A 14,447-nucleotide genomic window follows, 5' to 3' on the forward strand; every position below is an offset into this window, starting at 1 on the left:
GCGCATCTCGTCGACCTCCACCAGGTCGTTGTAGATGGCGTCCTCGATCACCGCCATGCCGTGGCGCGCCGCCATCTGCGCGAGCCGCTTGCGCCCGGCCTGGGGCATGCAACTGCCCAGGGGGTTGCTCAGCGTGGGAACGACCAGCGTGGCCTTCACGGGCTGGGTGTCCAGCGCCAGTTGCAGGGCGTCGAGCGACAGGCCATGCCGCGCATGGGTGGGAATCTCCAGCGCCCGCAGGTGCAGGTCGCGCAGCAGTTCCAGAAACGAAAAATGCGTGGGCGATTCGAGCGCCACCACGTCGCCCGGCTGGGTCACTGCGCGCAGGCACAGCGCGACGCTCTCCATGCAACCGCTGGTGAGCACGATGTTCTCGGGGTCCAGGCCGCAGCCCAGGCTCACCGCGTAGCGCGCCAGCGCGCGGCGCGCGTCCTCGTGCCCCGACGGCCAGGGGTAGATGCACAGCAGGTTGCGGTGGCGCTGGACGGCGCGGCTGACGGCGCGGCGCACACGGTCGGGGTCGAGCAAATCGATGCCGGGCGTGCCGTTGCTGAAGGAGACGATCTCTTCGGGCTGCTTGTGCCCCAGGATGCGCTGACCCAGGTAGTCCACCGTGACCTCGCGCGGGCGGCGCATGGGGCGTGGAGTGCTGGGCTCGGGAAGGCTGACCACCGGTGCGGTCACGAAGAACCCGGAGCGTGGGCGCGCGCTCACGAGCCGCGCATCTTCGAGCCAGTGGTAGGCCTGCACGACGGTGCTCTGCGCCACGCCATGCTGGCGCGCCAGGGCACGCACCGAGGGCAGCCTTGCACCGCGTGCCAGGGCGCCGTTGCGGATCAGCCGGGCCAGCTGTTCGGCAATCTGCAGATAAAGCGCGGGGGCGTCATCGTCGGGGAGCATGCCCGCATTCTGTACCGGTGACCCGTCTTTCGGGCAGTACAGAAGCGCGCGAGTGCAGGCAGTACAGAAGCTCCACTCTGGCTCTCTGTATTGGTCCAGGTGACCCCGGCCTGTGGCTGGTGGCTGGCGGGCGGCAGCGGCACAGTGTCGGGCATGAAGACCTTGTGCCCCCCTCTGCCAGCCCATGGACCGTCCCGGCCATTGGAATCCGTTCGCGAAGCCCCGGCCCGGCCATGGCAGCGTCTGTTTCTTGCGCCGCTACAGGCCGTTCAGGTGCTGAGCTTTCGGGCGGGGGAAGGGGCTCTGCTTGAGGCCGAGCAGGGCTGCGCCTGGGTGACCTGCGACGGCCGGCCGGAGGACCATTTTCTGCAAGCGGGCCAGCGCCTGTGGTGCAGCGGCCCCGCGCGGCTGCGCATGAGCGCCGTGGGGCAGGAGCCGGCGCACTTGGTCTGGGCGGCGCAGGCGGTCAGGCCGCGCGGCGCCCCGGGCGTGCGGGTCAGCGTGGTCTGAGCCAGTTTGGCGTGCCAATCGAGCGTTGCGGCACGCAAAAATCATCGCCGCAGCGACTGTCCAGTGACGTCAAACACGTGCACCGACTCCAGCGCGGCAGTCAGGTGCACGGTTTCACCGGGCGCGCAGCGGCTGCGGCCCGCAACGCGGACCGTAATCATTGAGCCGTCTTCGCGTTTCACATGCAAGCAAGAGTCGGCGCCCAAGTACTCTATTTGCTCAATGCTGCCTTGCAGCAGAGCGGTGTCCGCACCACACAGGCTGAGATGCTCCGGACGGATGCCAATCTGATGGGCCGTTGCGCAGTGGAATGCCGGGGCCTCCAAGGTGGGCCCGTTTGCAATGTGCAGATGCTGGGCCGAGTCGCCTGCGCACGCCATCAGATTCATTTTGGGGCTGCCAATGAACTCGGCCACGAAGGTGTTGTCTGGGCGCTCGTAGAGGTCGTAGGGGGTATTGGCTTGCATGATGCGGCCACCCTGCAAAACCACGATGCGGTCGGCCAGGGTCATGGCTTCGGTCTGGTCGTGGGTCACGTATACCATGGTGGTCCCCAACTGTTTGTGCAGCCGCGCAATCTCCAACCGGGTATCTGCGCGCAAGGCGGCATCCAGGTTCGAGAGCGGTTCATCGAACAAGAAAGCAGAAGGATTTCGGACCACGGCGCGCCCAATAGCTACGCGCTGGCGTTGGCCGCCCGACAGTGCTTTGGGTTTGCGGTCCAGGTAGTCGCCCAACTGGAGCATGCGGGCGGCTTCATCGACGCGGCGCGCAATGCTGCTCTTGTCCATGCCCTGTGTTTTGAGGCTGAAAGCGATGTTGTCATACACACTCATGTGGGGGTAGAGCGCGTAAGACTGGAAAACCATGGAAAGCCCGCGATCGTAAGGAGGCGCATGGGTGACGTCATTGCCATCTATCAGGATGTAACCGGCGCTGACTTGCTCCAAGCCAGCAATGAGCCGTAGCAGGGTTGATTTGCCACAGCCGGAGGGGCCGACAAACACGACGAACTCGCCGTCGTTGATGTGCAGATCAATGCCCTGGATCACGTCCACCGGACCAAAGGTCTTTTTCACTTGTCGTAATTGAATGCTTGCCATGACGTGAATACTTATCCCTTGACGGCGCCAGCCAGCATGCTGCTGCTGATTTGGCGGTACATCAGCAGGCCCAGCACCATGGGAGGCAAGCAGGCCACCAGAATCACTGCGGCTGCCAAGCCCCAGTCCACCCCACCACCGCCGGAGGCAAAGAAGAAGGAAGCGCCAACGGTCATCGGCACCGCATCGCGCGTGGTCAGCATCAGGCCGAAAAGGAATTCATTCCAGGCATTGATAAAGCCAAACACCAGGGCAGTGGCCAGGCTGGGTCGGCAAATGGGCACCACGATTTGCCACAGCATGTGGCGCATGCGCGCACCGTCCATTTGAGCGGCCTCATCCATTTCCAGAGGAATTTCAGATACGGCGTTGACCACGAGCATCAGGCTCAATGGCAAATTCACCACGGCCAAAATAAGCCCCAGGCCCCAGGGCGTATCCAGTAGCCCCAAGTACTGGTAGGCCATGTACAAGGGAATTGCAAAGATGATCAGTGGCATGGCCCGCAGGTTCACGACCAGGGGCAGCAGCACGTGGTTTCCTACCCCTCTGCGCACCATGGCGTAGGCAGCCGGCAGGCTCAGCACAATGGGCAATACCGAGCCAATCAGCGCGGCAATCAGGCTGTTCTTCAGGAAGCCATACACATTCAGGCGCTCACTCACCGTGAGGACGGCCCGCAAGTTGTTCAGCGTGGGTTGTTCTATCCAAAAGCCCGGGTTGGTGCCCATCTCGGCAGCAGACTTCAGTGCGGTGACCGCCGTGCTGATGACCGGCAAGTTGAACAGCAGGGCGACGCTCAGAAATACACCCCAGCGCAGCAAGGAGTAGCCACGGCTCATGCTTTGGCTCCACGGCGTATCAGGCGGCTGCTGGCGTACAGCAGGCCAAACGCTGCCAAGAACAGCAAGATGGAGGCGGCCAGTGCCTTGCCCAACTGCGCCGACTTGAAGAATGACTCGTAGATGTAAATCGACAGGGACATGGTGCTGCCCCCCGGGCCGCTGCCCATGAGCACATAGATGTTGTCAAAGACCCGGAATCCGTCAATGCAGCGTATCAGCAGCGCGATGACCAAGGTGGGCAGCAACTGCGGCGCCTCAATGGCCCAGAACATGCGCCAGGGCCGTGTGCCGTCCACCGCGGCGGCCTCGCACATGTCGCGTGGTATCGCTTCGTAGGCCATGTAGAAAAGCAGCAACGTAAAGGGGGTCCACTGCAATACTTCGATCAGAAAAATGGTGCTGAACGCCCATTCGGTGCCCAAAAAGGAGGGGCTGCTGCCCAGGTACAGTTCCCAGTAGTAAGGAATGGGCCCGACGAATTCGTGCAGTACCAAGCGATACATCAGTCCCATCATCGAGGGGGCCACCATCATCGGCATCATCAAAATGGCCAAGGTCCAGCGGTGCTGGCGGATCAGGGGTGCCAGGAAGATGGCAAGAAAAAACCCCAGCGCCGTTTCCGCAATGGCACTGCCCAAGCCAAAGCGCAGCGAGAAGCCCAGTGATTGCCAGAAGGCATCGTCGCGCAAGACCTCCGCATAATTTTCCCAGCCACTCAGACGCGGGCTGCGTAAATTCTCGAAACTGATTTCAGAGAAGCTGTAGACGATGTTGAGTAGCGTGGGAAATCCCAGCATCAACAGCAGGAACAGCACTACCGGCAATAGCAGCGCCTGATTTTGGAAGCGGTGAGGCATGCGATACCCCCAGACTGGCCAGGGCGGTGTCTGGGGAAGGGGCGTGGTGATGGAGCTGAATCAGGGCTTGAGCAATTTGGCCATGCCTGCTGCGGTTTTTTCCAGGGTTTTTTCCAGGCTTTGCTTGCCGGACCAATACCCGGTGAACTCCTTGGCTTGCAGTTCATACACGCCCAATGCCTTGGCGGAAGTTGCGCCATTCATCATGAAACCGTGCCGGGTCGCATAGGTTCCCAGGGGCACCAGATCAGGCCGCTTGTCTGCCACAGCCTTCACTGCCGACTCCGACAAGCCAGGAGCACCACCGGCCAGCGCATAGGTGGTCATGGCCTCGGGCGTGGCCAACCAGCGCAGGAATTTGGCTGCGCCTTCGGTGTTGGTGCCGCTCGCATTGATGCCCAAGCCCAGTCCATGTACGTGAGTGAAGCGGCCTTGTGGGCCGGAGGGAGGTGCTGTGAATGCCGTTTTGCTGGCAACCTTGGGTGACTTTTTGGGGTCCTTCAGGTCGGCCGCTGCCGCGTTCCACTGCATCATGGTGGCCACTTCGCCGGACGCGAAAGCGGCATTCGCCTCTGCGTATTCATACGACAAGGAATCCTTTGGCGTGGTCCCGGCATCCAGCAGGGTCTTGTAGATTTGCAGGCCCTTCTTGTAAGCCTCGGAGTTCACGCTGATATTTCCGGATGGATCCATCCAGTCGGCTCCATACGCGCGCGGCAGCGAATGGAACACCATCATGTTGAACAGCAGGTTCTTGAGCTGCAACACAGTTCCGTAGCGGGTGGGGCTTTTCGGGTTGATGGCTTTGGTGAAGTACAGTGCCGTGGCTGCGTAGTCGTCCCAGGTCCATTCGTTGGGGTCCTTGGGCGTCAAGGATTGTCCCAGATACTTTTGGGCAATGGCAGCGTATTCGCCGTGTGCTGCCTTGTCCTTGAGCAAACCGTCAATCAAGTCGCTGCGAAAGTACATGAAGTGCAGGCTCAAGTCGGTGGGCACGCCGAACTGTTTGCCCTGATACTGCATGGTGCTGAGAACCGATTTGCCAAATAAGTCGGTCGCACTGACTCCCAGATCGACGGGTTTCATGAACGGCGCGTAACGGCCAATGGAGTAAGTGGCAATGAGGTTGGCATCAAATGCCTTGGTGCCCGCTGCCAAGTCGGCTTGCAGCTTGTCATAGAAACCGTCCCGGCTGAAGAAAATCAGCGCCACTTTGTCGTTCGCAGCCACGTCACTGCGTTCGTTGTAAACCTTGACCGCCGCGCGCAGCGCGGCCTCTTCGGGGCCGCCGGGCCAACCCAATACGGTGACTGCGGCCTGGGCCGCGCCCAGTCCGGACAGCAACAGGCTGCCGGCCAAGCGCGCCAGTTTCCTGGTCAAAGAAATACTCATGTCGTTTCCTTTATGGTTGGTGCTGAAAGTGGGTGGCGAAGTCTGATGCCCCGATGGCTCCCGCGTGAGAGCCCAAGGAGGCCGCGACGAGATGGGGTCGCAGAGCGTCCGAAGTGCGTACGAGATACTCTTGCACGCATTGCAGGTAGCCCGGCGCCAAGCCAATGCCACCGCCTAAAACAATGCAATCAGGTGCAAGAACGAGTTGAATGTGCGAGCACAGTGCGGCGAATCTGTGTGCCGAAGTGCGCACCAGGTTTTGAGCCCATGGGGCACCCGCATGGGCTGAAGCGAACACCTGCTGTGCATCCATGGCGCCGTGGCCCAGCGATGCGGCCTGCTCTGCCATCCAGCGTCCCGAGAGGGTGTCTTCCAAACGGACGGTTTCCTGGCCTGCGTCGCAGGTGGCGGCGCTCACGCCGAAATGTCCTGCTACGCCATGGCGTCCTTGGTGCAGGCGCCCCTGGAGCACGATGCCGCCCCCGATGCCCGTGGAGACGGTCAGGAACACCATGTCACTGTTCTTGCCCGCGCCAAAGCGGTACTCGCCCCAGGCAGCTGCCTGCGCATCGTTCATGGCCGTGGCCGGACACGCGAATTGTTCAATCAGCGCCTGCTGGAGCGGAAAGAACTCCGGGAATTGCAGCGTCTTGGGATTCAACGGACTCCACACGCCCTGGCTCACCAAGCCAGTGACCGCGGCGGCAACCAAACCAAATTCGCCGCGCCACGGTGCGGCCATCTCTGCAGCCTGGCGTATCCATTGGGCCGGGTTGACGCCTTGTGCCGTCGGCTGGGTGCGCACGTCCTGCACCGAAGCACCCCGCACCAAAGCGACCATGGTTTTGCTTCCGCCAATATCCAGCGCCAGAACGGGAGGGTGCTCAGCATTCGGCATAAGCACCCATGGTAGCTTGGGCAAACCACGACGTGACGACGTCGGGGCGGGTGATGGCGCTGCCCACCACCACGGCGTCAGCGCCTGCGCGAGCTGCTTGGGCGGCCAATTCGGGGGTATTCAAGCGCCCCTCTGCAATCACAAAAGATTTCAGCGTTCGCAATGCGCGCACCAAGTCCAAATCGGGCGGGTGCGGCACCGGGCCGCCGGTGTACCCGGACAGCGTCGAGCCCACGACGTCGGCACCCATGGCGAGCGCCGCTTGTGCCTGCGCCAAAGTGGCGCAATCTGCCATCGCCAAGCGCCCATGGGAGCGGATGCACGCGATCAGCTCGCGCACGGTGGCCGGCCGGGTACGGTCCGTGCAGTCCACGGCGATGATGTCCGCGCCGGCCAGGGCCAGAGCCTCTACGTCGTCCAGCAAGGGGGTAATGCGCACGGGGCTGTCGGCCAAGTCGCGCTTGATCAGTCCGATCACAGGCTCGGAATACGCCGTCTTGACGGCCCTGACCCGATCGACCCCTTCGATGCGCAGACCGGCAGCACCACCAGCCAAGGCAGAGCCGGCAAAACCAAGGACTGAATGCACGGAGTCCATGCTGCCCCCCGGGGTGGGCTGGCAAGAGACGATGAGGCGTTTGTGCAGCTGATGCAGAACGGAGGAAGGCATGCGCCGGATCATAGAGGACCGTTTTCTGCCAGCGGAAGCGGGCCAGCGCCTGCCGTGCACCGGCCGCGCGGTGCCCCGGGTGTGCGGGTCAGCGTGGCTGGAGCCGCATCTGCGCTGCCTGCGCGTGCGCCTGCAGGCCCTCGCCCTGGGCCAGTTCGGCGGCGATGGCGCCCAGCGTTTGCGCGCCGGCCGCGCTCACCTCGACGAGGCTGCTGCGCTTTTGGAAGTCGTACACCCCGAGTGGCGAGCTGAAACGTGCCGTGCCGCCGGTGGGCAATACATGGTTCGCTCCGGCGCAGTAGTCGCCCAGCGATTCGCTGGTGTACGCGCCCAGAAAGATCGCGCCGGCGTGCCTGAGCAGCGGCTCCCAGCGCTGCGGGTCCTGGCAGCTCAGTTCCAGGTGTTCCGGGGCGATGCGGTTGCTGATGGTGCAGGCTTCCGGCATGTCCCGCGTCAGGATCAGCGCGCCGCGGTCGTTCAGGCTCTTGGCGATGATCGCGGCGCGCGGCATGGTGGGCAGCAGGCGGTCGATGGCGCGCTGCACGGCGTCGAGATAGGCCGCGTCGGGGCACAGCAGGATGCTCTGCGCCAGTTCGTCGTGCTCGGCCTGGCTGAACAGGTCCATGGCCACCCAGTCGGGCGGCGTGCTGCCGTCGGCGAGCACCAGGATTTCGCTCGGGCCGGCGATCATGTCGATTCCCACCGTGCCGAACACGTGCCGCTTGGCGCAGGCCACGTAGGCGTTTCCGGGGCCGGTGATCTTGTCCACCCGGGGCAGCGTCTGCGTGCCGTAGGCCAGCGCGGCCACGGCCTGCGCGCCGCCGATGGTGTAGGCGCGCGTGACGCCGGCCACGTGCGCGGCGGCGAGCACCAGTGCGTTGCGCTCGCCCGGGCCCGACGCGGCCTGCCCGCCCGCGCCGCCCGTGGCCAGGCTGCCGCGCATGGGGGTGGGGACCACGAGGATGATTTCCTGCACCCCGGCGACGTGCGCGGGAATGGCGTTCATCAGCAGGCTCGAGGGGTACGCCGCCTTGCCGCCCGGCACGTAGATTCCCACGCAATCGAGCGGCGTGACCTTCTGGCCGAGCAGCGTGCCGTCCGCGTCGCGGTAGCTCCAGCTCTCGCCGCAGGCTCTTTTCTGCGCCGCGTGGTAGCTGCGCACGCGGGCGGCGGCGGCCTGCAGGGCTTCGCGCTGGGCTGCGGGAATGGCGTCGAAGGCCGCCGCGAAGTCGGCCTGCGTGAGTTCCAGCGCGGCCAGCGACGGGGCCCTGAGGCCGTCGAAGAGGGCGGTGTACTCGAGCACGGCGGTGTCGCCGCGCTGCTGCACGTCGGCCAAAATGGCGCGCACGCGCTGCTCGATGGCGGCGTCGGTGGTCGCAGATCCCCGCAGGAGCGCGACGAAATCGGCCTCGAAGCTGCTTGCGGCGGTGCTCAGGCGTGCGGGGGCGGCGGCCAGGGTCATGCCGTGATCCGGTTCGGCGCGGCCGTTGCTTCTGCGGGGATGGCTGCGGCAAACGCGTCGATGATGCGGCGCAGCGGCGCCTGTTTGAGTTTGAGCGCGGCCTGGTTGACCACCAGAAGCGAGCTGATGTCCATGATGCGCTCGACCTCGACCAACTGGTTGGCGCGCAGGGTGCTGCCGGTGGAGACCAGGTCCACGATGGCGTCGGCCAGCCCGGTGAGCGGGGCCAGCTCCATGCTGCCGTAGAGCTTGACCATGTCCACGTGCACGCCCTTGCCGGCAAAAAAGTCGCGCGCGATGCTGGTGTACTTGGTGGCCAGCTTCAGGCGCGCGCCCTGCCGCACGGCCTGCGCGTAGTCGAAGTCGTGGCGCACCGCGACGCTCACGCGGCAGCGGGCAATTCCCAGGTCCAGCGGCTGGTACAGGCCCTGGCCGCCGTGCTCGATCAGCTGGTCCTTGCCCGCGACACCGAGGTCGGCGCCGCCGTACTGCACGTAGGTGGGCACGTCGCTGGCGCGCACCAGCACCACGCGCAGATGGGGTTGGTTGGTGGGCACGATGAGTTTGCGCGGGTGCTCCGGGTCGTCCAGCACCGCGATGCCGGCGGCCGCAAGCAGCGGCCGGGTGGCGTCGAGGATGCGGCCCTTGGAGAGTGCCAGGGTGATCATGCGGACGCTCTTTCGATGTCGGCGCCGATGCCGCGCAGCTTGGCTTCCATGCAGTCGTAGCCGCGGTCCAGATGGTGGACGTGCTCGAGCACGGTCTCGCCGTCGGCCACCAGCCCCGCGATGACCAGGCTCGCCGAGGCGCGCAGGTCGGTGGCCGTGACCGTCGCACCCGACAGGCGGGCGACGCCTTCGATGACCGCGACCTTGCCGTCAACCTGTATCCTGGCGCCCAGGCGCAGCAGCTCGTCGACGTGCATGAAGCGGTTCTCGAAAATCGTCTCGGTCACCGTGGAGCGGCCCTGGGCAATGCAGTTGAGCGCCATGAACTGGGCCTGCATGTCGGTGGGAAATCCCGGGTATTCGGTGGTGCGAAAGCCCTGGGCACACAGCTTGGCGCTGCCCGGGCTTTGCACGCGGATGCCGTCTTGCACCGCCTGCACCTCGGCGCCGGCCGCGCGCAGCTTCTCGATCACCGCGTCCAGATGGTCGGCGCGGCCATGGCGCAGCAGCACGTCGCCGCCCGTGGCCGCGACGGCGCACAGAAAGGTGCCGGCCTCGATGCGGTCGGCGACCACGCGGTGGCTACAGCCGTGCAGCCGCTCAACGCCCTGAATGCGGATGCGGCTGCTGCCGTGGCCCTCGATGCGCGCGCCCATGGCGATCAGCATCTCGGCCAGGTCGGCGATCTCGGGTTCCTGCGCCGCGTTCTCGAGCAGCGTTTCGCCCTCTGCGAGCGCGGCGGCCATGAGGAAGTTCTCGGTTCCGGTCACCGTCACCATGTCGGTGGTGATGCGCGCGCCCTTCAGGCGCGTGCGGCCTGCGGATAGCCGGGCGATCATGTAGCCGTGCTCGAGCACGATTTCCGCCCCCATGGCGCTCAGGCCCCGGACATGCTGGTCCACCGGGCGTGAGCCGATGGCGCAGCCCCCGGGCAGCGACACCGTGGCCTCGCCGAAGCGCGCCAGCAGCGGGCCCAGCGCCAGCACCGAGGCGCGCATGGTCTTGACCAGTTCGTAGGGGGCCTCGGGCGTGCTGAGCACGCGCGCGTCGACGTGCACCGCGCCGTCGTCCGAGCGCTCGGCCGCAACGCCCATGTTGCGCAAGAGTTTGAGCATGGTGCGCACGTCTTGCAGCCGGGGCACGTTGTGCAGGGTCACGGGGTCGGCGCTGAGCAGCGCGGCGCACAGCTGCGGCAGGGCGGCATTCTTTGCGCCGGAGACCAGCAACTCGCCGTGCAGGCGGCGGCCGCCGCGAATCAGGAGTTTGTCCATCTCGAAAAAGCGTTCACTGCGCCTGTGCGGCCCATTCTGCGGGGGTGAAGGTTTTCATCGACAGCGCGTGCACCTCATCGGTGTGCATTCTTGCGCCCAGCGTGGCGTACACGCGCTGGTGGCGCGCGATGGCGCGCTGGCCCTCGAACTCGGCCGAGACGATGGTCGCGTACCAGTGGCGGCCATCGCCTTCGAGCGTGATGTGCTCGCAGGCCATGCCGGATGCGATGAGTTTCCTGATTTCTTCGGCGGTCATGGTGCCCGGTGTTTTCAGTGGCGGATTTTGTAGCCCGTGCGCAGCAGATGCATGGCCAGGGCGCTTACGGCGAGCCAGGCCACGGTGACGACGGCCAGACTGATCCACGGCGAGCGGTCGCTCTGGCCAAAGAAGCCATAGCGGAAGCCGTCGATCATGTAGAAAAACGGGTTCAGGTGGCTCACGGCCTGCCAGAACGGCGGCAGCGACTTGATCGAATAGAACACGCCCGAGAGAAAGGTCATGGGCATGATCACGAAGTTCTGGAACCCCGCGACCTGGTCGAATTTGTCGGCCCAGAGTCCGGCGATCAGCCCCAGCGTGCCGAGCAGCGCGGACCCCAGGATCAGGAAGACCAGAATCCACAGCGGCGCAGCGAACCCGGGCCAGGCAAACGCCAGCGTCACCGCGAACACCCCCAGCCCCACCACCAGCCCGCGCACCATGGACGAGCCCACGTACGCCGCAAACCAGGCCCAGTGCGACAGGGGGGTGAGCAGCACGAACACCAGGCTGCCCATGACCTTGCTCTGGATCAGGCTCGACGAGCTGTTCGCAAAGGCGTTCTGCAGCACGCTCATCATCACCAGGCCGGGAATCAGGAACGCGGTGTAGCTGATGCGCTCGTAGACCTTCACATGGCCCTCGAGCACATGGCCAAAGATCAGCAGGTAGAGAACGGCCGTGAGCACCGGTGCGGCCACGGTCTGGAAGCTCACCTTCCAAAAGCGCAGGATTTCCTTGTAGAACAGGGTGCTCCAGCCGGTCATGCCTGTCCCTCCACAGCCGCAGCCGCAGCCGCAGGTCGGGACGCGTGCGCGCCGGACATGACTTGCAGAAACACGTCCTCCAGATCGGGCCGGCGGATCTCCAGGTCGTGCAGTTCGACCCCCGCCGTGCGCAGCGCCGCCAGATGGCCCTCGATGTCCACGGTGTCGTGCGCGGGCAATTGCACGACGCGGCCCGTGACGCGCGCCAGACGGGCCAGCGCCGGGGGCAGGGCGGAGTCGGTCTTGAATTGCAGCACGCTGCCCGAAGCCTCCTGGAGCAGCACGCTGGTGCGGTCCAGGGCCACGATGCGGCCTGACTTGAGCATGGCGATGCGGCCGCACAGGGCCTCGGCCTCGTCCAGGTAGTGGGTGGTGAGCAGCACGGTATGGCCCTCCCGGTTCAGGCGTGCAACGAAGTGCCAGAGGGTCTGGCGCAGTTCCACGTCCACGCCCGCCGTGGGTTCGTCGAGCACGATGATGGGCGGTTTGTGCACGAGCGCCTGCGCCACCAGCATCCGGCGCTTCATTCCGCCCGAGAGCTGGCGCATGTTGGCGCCGGCCCTGTCGGCCAGGCCCAGGTTCTCCAGCAGTTCGTCGATCCAGGCGCCGTTGTTCCGCACGCCGAAATACCCCGACTGGATGCGCAGCGATTCGCGCACGTTGAAAAACGGGTCGAACACCAGTTCCTGGGGCACCACGCCGAGCTTGCGCCGGGCCGCGGCGAATTCGGTCTGCACGTCGCAACCCTGCACCAGCGCGCGCCCGCTGCTCGCGCGCGCAAGGCCGGCAAGAATGCTGATGAGGGTGGTTTTGCCGGCCCCGTTGGGACCCAGGAGCCCGAAGAACTCGCCTTCCTCGATGTCCAGGCTGACCTGATCGAGTGCCTGCAGCGGACCTTTGGGCGTGGCAAAGGCCTTGGAGACAGCTTGGAAGGAGACTGCGGGCATAAAGCCTGCGATTCTAAGCTAATAAGGTTGCATTCGCCCCGGGCGCGCCCTGCCCGGCGCAGGCGTTTCGCATGCGGGAATCAACGCGGCGTGCTCAGGGGCAATGCTGCTTCCCCGGGCATGTCGCCCTGCGGGCTCGGGTCGAAGCTCGCGCCCGGCGGGAATTCCATGCAGGGGTTGATGGGCATGGAACCGTTGCGGTACATGCCGGCGACCGTGTCCTCGCGCGCGCGCATGCCGCCGCGCAGGTAGCGATTGCGCTGCTCGGGGCGCGGCAGGTAGCGGGCCAGTTCGGTGAGCGCCATTTCGTAGACGCCGCGCTTGAACTCCACCACCACGTCGAGCGGAACCCAGTAGTCGTTCCAGCGCCAGGCGTCAAACTCGGGATGGCTGGTGGCGCGCAGATTCAGCTGCCAGTCGTGTCCGGTCAGCTGCAACAAATACCAGATTTGTTTCTGGCCCTTGTAATGTCCGCGGGCATCGCGGCGGATGTAGCGGTCAGGCACCTCGTAGCGCAACCAGTCCCGGGTGCGGGCCACCACGCGCACGTGGTCGGGCAATAAGCCCACTTCTTCGTGCAGCTCACGGAACATGGCCTGCTCGGGGCTTTCGCCCCGGTCAATGCCGCCCTGCGGAAACTGCCAACTGTGGGTGCGTATGCGCTTGCCCCAGAACACCTTGTTCTTCTGGTTGAGCAGGATGATGCCGACGTTCGGCCGAAAGCCATCCTGGTCAAGCATAATCGAAACCCCAAATTTTTAAACTGCGTCCATTATGCACGGCGCTTGGTGCGCGACAAGTGGGCGGCCTTGCCCTGCCCGGAATCGACCCCGATGAAAGCCTCCCAATTTTTTGTCTCCACCCTCAAGGAAGCCCCGGCCGACGCCGAAATCATCAGCCACCAACTCATGCTGCGCGCGGGGCTGATCCGGAAGCTTGGTGCAGGAATTTACAGCTACATGCCCATGGGGCTTCGGGTGATCCGCAAGGTGGAGCGCATCGTGCGGGAAGAGATGAACCGGGCCGGCGCGGTGGAACTGACCATGCCCGTGGTGCAGCCCGCGGAGCTTTGGCAGGAGACGCAGCGCTTCGACAAAATGGGTCCCGAGTTGCTGCGCATCCGGGACCGCCATGGCCGCGACTTCGTCGTACAGCCCACGAGCGAAGAGGTGATCACCGACATCGCGCGGCAGGAACTGCACAGTTACAAGCAGTTGCCCCGGAACTTCTACCAGATTCAGACGAAGTTCCGTGACGAGCGCCGTCCCCGTTTTGGCCTGATGCGCGGGCGCGAGTTCATCATGAAGGACGCCTACAGCTTCGACCGCGACCAGGCGGGCGCGAAGGCCAGCTACCAGGCCATGGCGCAGGCGTACCGCCGCATCTTCGACCGCTTTGGCCTGAGTTACCGCGCGGTGGCGGCGGACAGCGGCGCCATTGGCGGGGACCTGAGCGAGGAATTCCAGGTGCTCGCTGCGACCGGCGAGGACGCGATCGCCTACTGTCCCCAGAGCGACTACGCGGCGAATAGGGAGAAGGCTGCGGCCCTGGCGCCCGCGGGTCCCCGGGGCGCTGCCACGCAGGCCCTGACCAGGACCGCGACCCCGGGCAGCAGCACCTGCGCCGCCGTGGCCGAACTGCTGGGCGTCCCGCTGCAGACCACGGTCAAGTCCCTGGTTCTGGCAACGGACGAGGGCAGCAAGAGCCAAGTCTGGTTGCTGCTGCTGCGCGGCGACCACGAGATGAACGAGATCAAGGTGGCCAAGGTGCCGGGGCTGGACGCGGGCTTTCGCTTCGCCACGCGGGACGAAATCGAAGACCACTTTGGCTGCCCGCCCGGCTACCTGGGCCCCATCGGCCTGAAGAAGCCGCTCAGGATCGTCGCCGACCGCGAAGTG

16 protein-coding genes are annotated in these 14,447 nt (G+C 65.1%); 2 read left to right on the forward strand and 14 right to left on the reverse strand.

What is annotated here, in order from left to right; translation table 11 throughout:
• A partial coding sequence (locus tag VTU_RS0101760; protein ID WP_010100155.1) for an aminotransferase-like domain-containing protein occupies positions 1-900 on the reverse strand: 900 nt, incomplete at its 3' end.
• A gap of 201 nt (positions 901-1,101) precedes the next feature.
• On the opposite strand from VTU_RS0101760, the gene VTU_RS25305 reads away from it, so the two are divergent.
• Positions 1,102-1,410, forward strand: a complete 309-nt coding sequence (locus VTU_RS25305) for a DUF2917 domain-containing protein (RefSeq protein ID WP_010100156.1) — start codon at positions 1,102-1,104, stop codon at positions 1,408-1,410.
• 41 nt (positions 1,411-1,451) lie between these two features.
• Here VTU_RS25305 and VTU_RS0101770 read toward each other — a convergent pair whose 3' ends face one another.
• The 13 genes from VTU_RS0101770 to VTU_RS0101830 form a co-directional block, all read right to left on the reverse strand.
• The gene (locus VTU_RS0101770) at positions 1,452-2,513 is read right to left on the reverse strand and encodes an ABC transporter ATP-binding protein (protein WP_029554011.1); all 1,062 of its coding nucleotides are present in this window, start codon (positions 2,511-2,513) and stop codon (positions 1,452-1,454) included.
• An 11-nt stretch (positions 2,514-2,524) separates the two neighbouring features.
• Positions 2,525-3,355 (reverse strand): carbohydrate ABC transporter permease, encoded by an 831-nt coding sequence (locus VTU_RS0101775; protein WP_010100158.1) that lies wholly within the window; start codon positions 3,353-3,355, stop codon positions 2,525-2,527.
• Positions 3,352-4,215, reverse strand: coding sequence for a carbohydrate ABC transporter permease (locus tag VTU_RS0101780; RefSeq protein WP_040891662.1), 864 nt, complete (start codon positions 4,213-4,215; stop codon positions 3,352-3,354). Before VTU_RS0101780 ends, VTU_RS0101775 begins: the two co-directional genes overlap by 4 nt.
• A 60-nt stretch (positions 4,216-4,275) precedes the next feature.
• The gene (locus VTU_RS0101785; protein ID WP_201766088.1) at positions 4,276-5,574 is read right to left on the reverse strand and encodes an ABC transporter substrate-binding protein; all 1,299 of its coding nucleotides are present in this window, start codon (positions 5,572-5,574) and stop codon (positions 4,276-4,278) included.
• A gap of 43 nt (positions 5,575-5,617) precedes the next feature.
• Positions 5,618-6,505, reverse strand: a complete 888-nt coding sequence (locus tag VTU_RS34360; RefSeq protein WP_040891667.1) for an ROK family protein — start codon at positions 6,503-6,505, stop codon at positions 5,618-5,620.
• A complete protein-coding gene (locus VTU_RS34365; protein ID WP_029554014.1) occupies positions 6,492-7,175 on the reverse strand; it encodes an N-acetylmannosamine-6-phosphate 2-epimerase in 684 nt (227 codons plus the stop codon). Before VTU_RS34365 ends, VTU_RS34360 begins: the two co-directional genes overlap by 14 nt.
• A gap of 88 nt (positions 7,176-7,263) precedes the next feature.
• On the reverse strand, positions 7,264-8,637 hold the full coding sequence (gene hisD, locus VTU_RS0101800; RefSeq protein ID WP_010100162.1) for a histidinol dehydrogenase: 1,374 nt from the start codon (positions 8,635-8,637) through the stop codon (positions 7,264-7,266).
• A complete protein-coding gene (hisG, locus tag VTU_RS0101805; RefSeq protein WP_010100164.1) occupies positions 8,634-9,305 on the reverse strand; it encodes an ATP phosphoribosyltransferase in 672 nt (223 codons plus the stop codon). Before hisG ends, hisD begins: the two co-directional genes overlap by 4 nt.
• Positions 9,302-10,576, reverse strand: coding sequence for a UDP-N-acetylglucosamine 1-carboxyvinyltransferase (gene murA, locus VTU_RS0101810; RefSeq protein ID WP_010100166.1), 1,275 nt, complete (start codon positions 10,574-10,576; stop codon positions 9,302-9,304). The genes hisG and murA overlap by 4 nt, the downstream gene beginning before the upstream one ends.
• A gap of 13 nt (positions 10,577-10,589) precedes the next feature.
• Complete coding sequence (locus tag VTU_RS0101815) at positions 10,590-10,832, reverse strand: BolA family protein (protein ID WP_010100167.1); 243 nt, start codon at positions 10,830-10,832, stop codon at positions 10,590-10,592.
• 14 nt (positions 10,833-10,846) lie between these two features.
• Positions 10,847-11,602, reverse strand: coding sequence for an ABC transporter permease (locus VTU_RS0101820; RefSeq protein ID WP_010100168.1), 756 nt, complete (start codon positions 11,600-11,602; stop codon positions 10,847-10,849).
• The gene (locus VTU_RS0101825; protein WP_010100170.1) at positions 11,599-12,549 is read right to left on the reverse strand and encodes an ABC transporter ATP-binding protein; all 951 of its coding nucleotides are present in this window, start codon (positions 12,547-12,549) and stop codon (positions 11,599-11,601) included. The genes VTU_RS0101820 and VTU_RS0101825 overlap by 4 nt, the downstream gene beginning before the upstream one ends.
• Before the next feature lie 80 nt (positions 12,550-12,629).
• The gene (locus tag VTU_RS0101830; RefSeq protein ID WP_010100172.1) at positions 12,630-13,289 is read right to left on the reverse strand and encodes an RNA pyrophosphohydrolase; all 660 of its coding nucleotides are present in this window, start codon (positions 13,287-13,289) and stop codon (positions 12,630-12,632) included.
• 93 nt (positions 13,290-13,382) lie between these two features.
• On the opposite strand from VTU_RS0101830, the gene proS reads away from it, so the two are divergent.
• Positions 13,383-14,447 (forward strand): proline--tRNA ligase (gene proS, locus VTU_RS0101835; protein WP_010100173.1); only part of this gene is annotated, 1,065 nt, incomplete at its 3' end.

Source organism: Verminephrobacter aporrectodeae subsp. tuberculatae At4 (assembly GCF_000193225.1).
Classification (GTDB): domain Bacteria; phylum Pseudomonadota; class Gammaproteobacteria; order Burkholderiales; family Burkholderiaceae_C; genus Acidovorax; species Acidovorax aporrectodeae.

What these genes read in the sequence shown, in the direction of transcription:
- VTU_RS0101830 (WP_010100172.1), bottom strand. Translation starts at nt 13,289, where the DNA reads ATGCTTGACCAGGATGGCTTTCGGCCGAACGTCGGCATCATCCTGCTC.
- VTU_RS0101775 (WP_010100158.1), bottom strand. Translation starts at nt 3,355, where the DNA reads ATGAGCCGTGGCTACTCCTTGCTGCGCTGGGGTGTATTTCTGAGCGTC.
- VTU_RS0101780 (WP_040891662.1), bottom strand. Translation starts at nt 4,215, where the DNA reads ATGCCTCACCGCTTCCAAAATCAGGCGCTGCTATTGCCGGTAGTGCTG.
- murA (WP_010100166.1), bottom strand. Translation starts at nt 10,576, where the DNA reads ATGGACAAACTCCTGATTCGCGGCGGCCGCCGCCTGCACGGCGAGTTG.
- VTU_RS0101770 (WP_029554011.1), bottom strand. Translation starts at nt 2,513, where the DNA reads ATGGCAAGCATTCAATTACGACAAGTGAAAAAGACCTTTGGTCCGGTG.
- hisG (WP_010100164.1), bottom strand. Translation starts at nt 9,305, where the DNA reads ATGATCACCCTGGCACTCTCCAAGGGCCGCATCCTCGACGCCACCCGG.
- VTU_RS34360 (WP_040891667.1), bottom strand. Translation starts at nt 6,505, where the DNA reads ATGCCGAATGCTGAGCACCCTCCCGTTCTGGCGCTGGATATTGGCGGA.
- VTU_RS0101815 (WP_010100167.1), bottom strand. Translation starts at nt 10,832, where the DNA reads ATGACCGCCGAAGAAATCAGGAAACTCATCGCATCCGGCATGGCCTGC.
- hisD (WP_010100162.1), bottom strand. Translation starts at nt 8,637, where the DNA reads ATGACCCTGGCCGCCGCCCCCGCACGCCTGAGCACCGCCGCAAGCAGC.
- VTU_RS34365 (WP_029554014.1), bottom strand. Translation starts at nt 7,175, where the DNA reads ATGCCTTCCTCCGTTCTGCATCAGCTGCACAAACGCCTCATCGTCTCT.
- VTU_RS0101820 (WP_010100168.1), bottom strand. Translation starts at nt 11,602, where the DNA reads ATGACCGGCTGGAGCACCCTGTTCTACAAGGAAATCCTGCGCTTTTGG.
- VTU_RS0101825 (WP_010100170.1), bottom strand. Translation starts at nt 12,549, where the DNA reads ATGCCCGCAGTCTCCTTCCAAGCTGTCTCCAAGGCCTTTGCCACGCCC.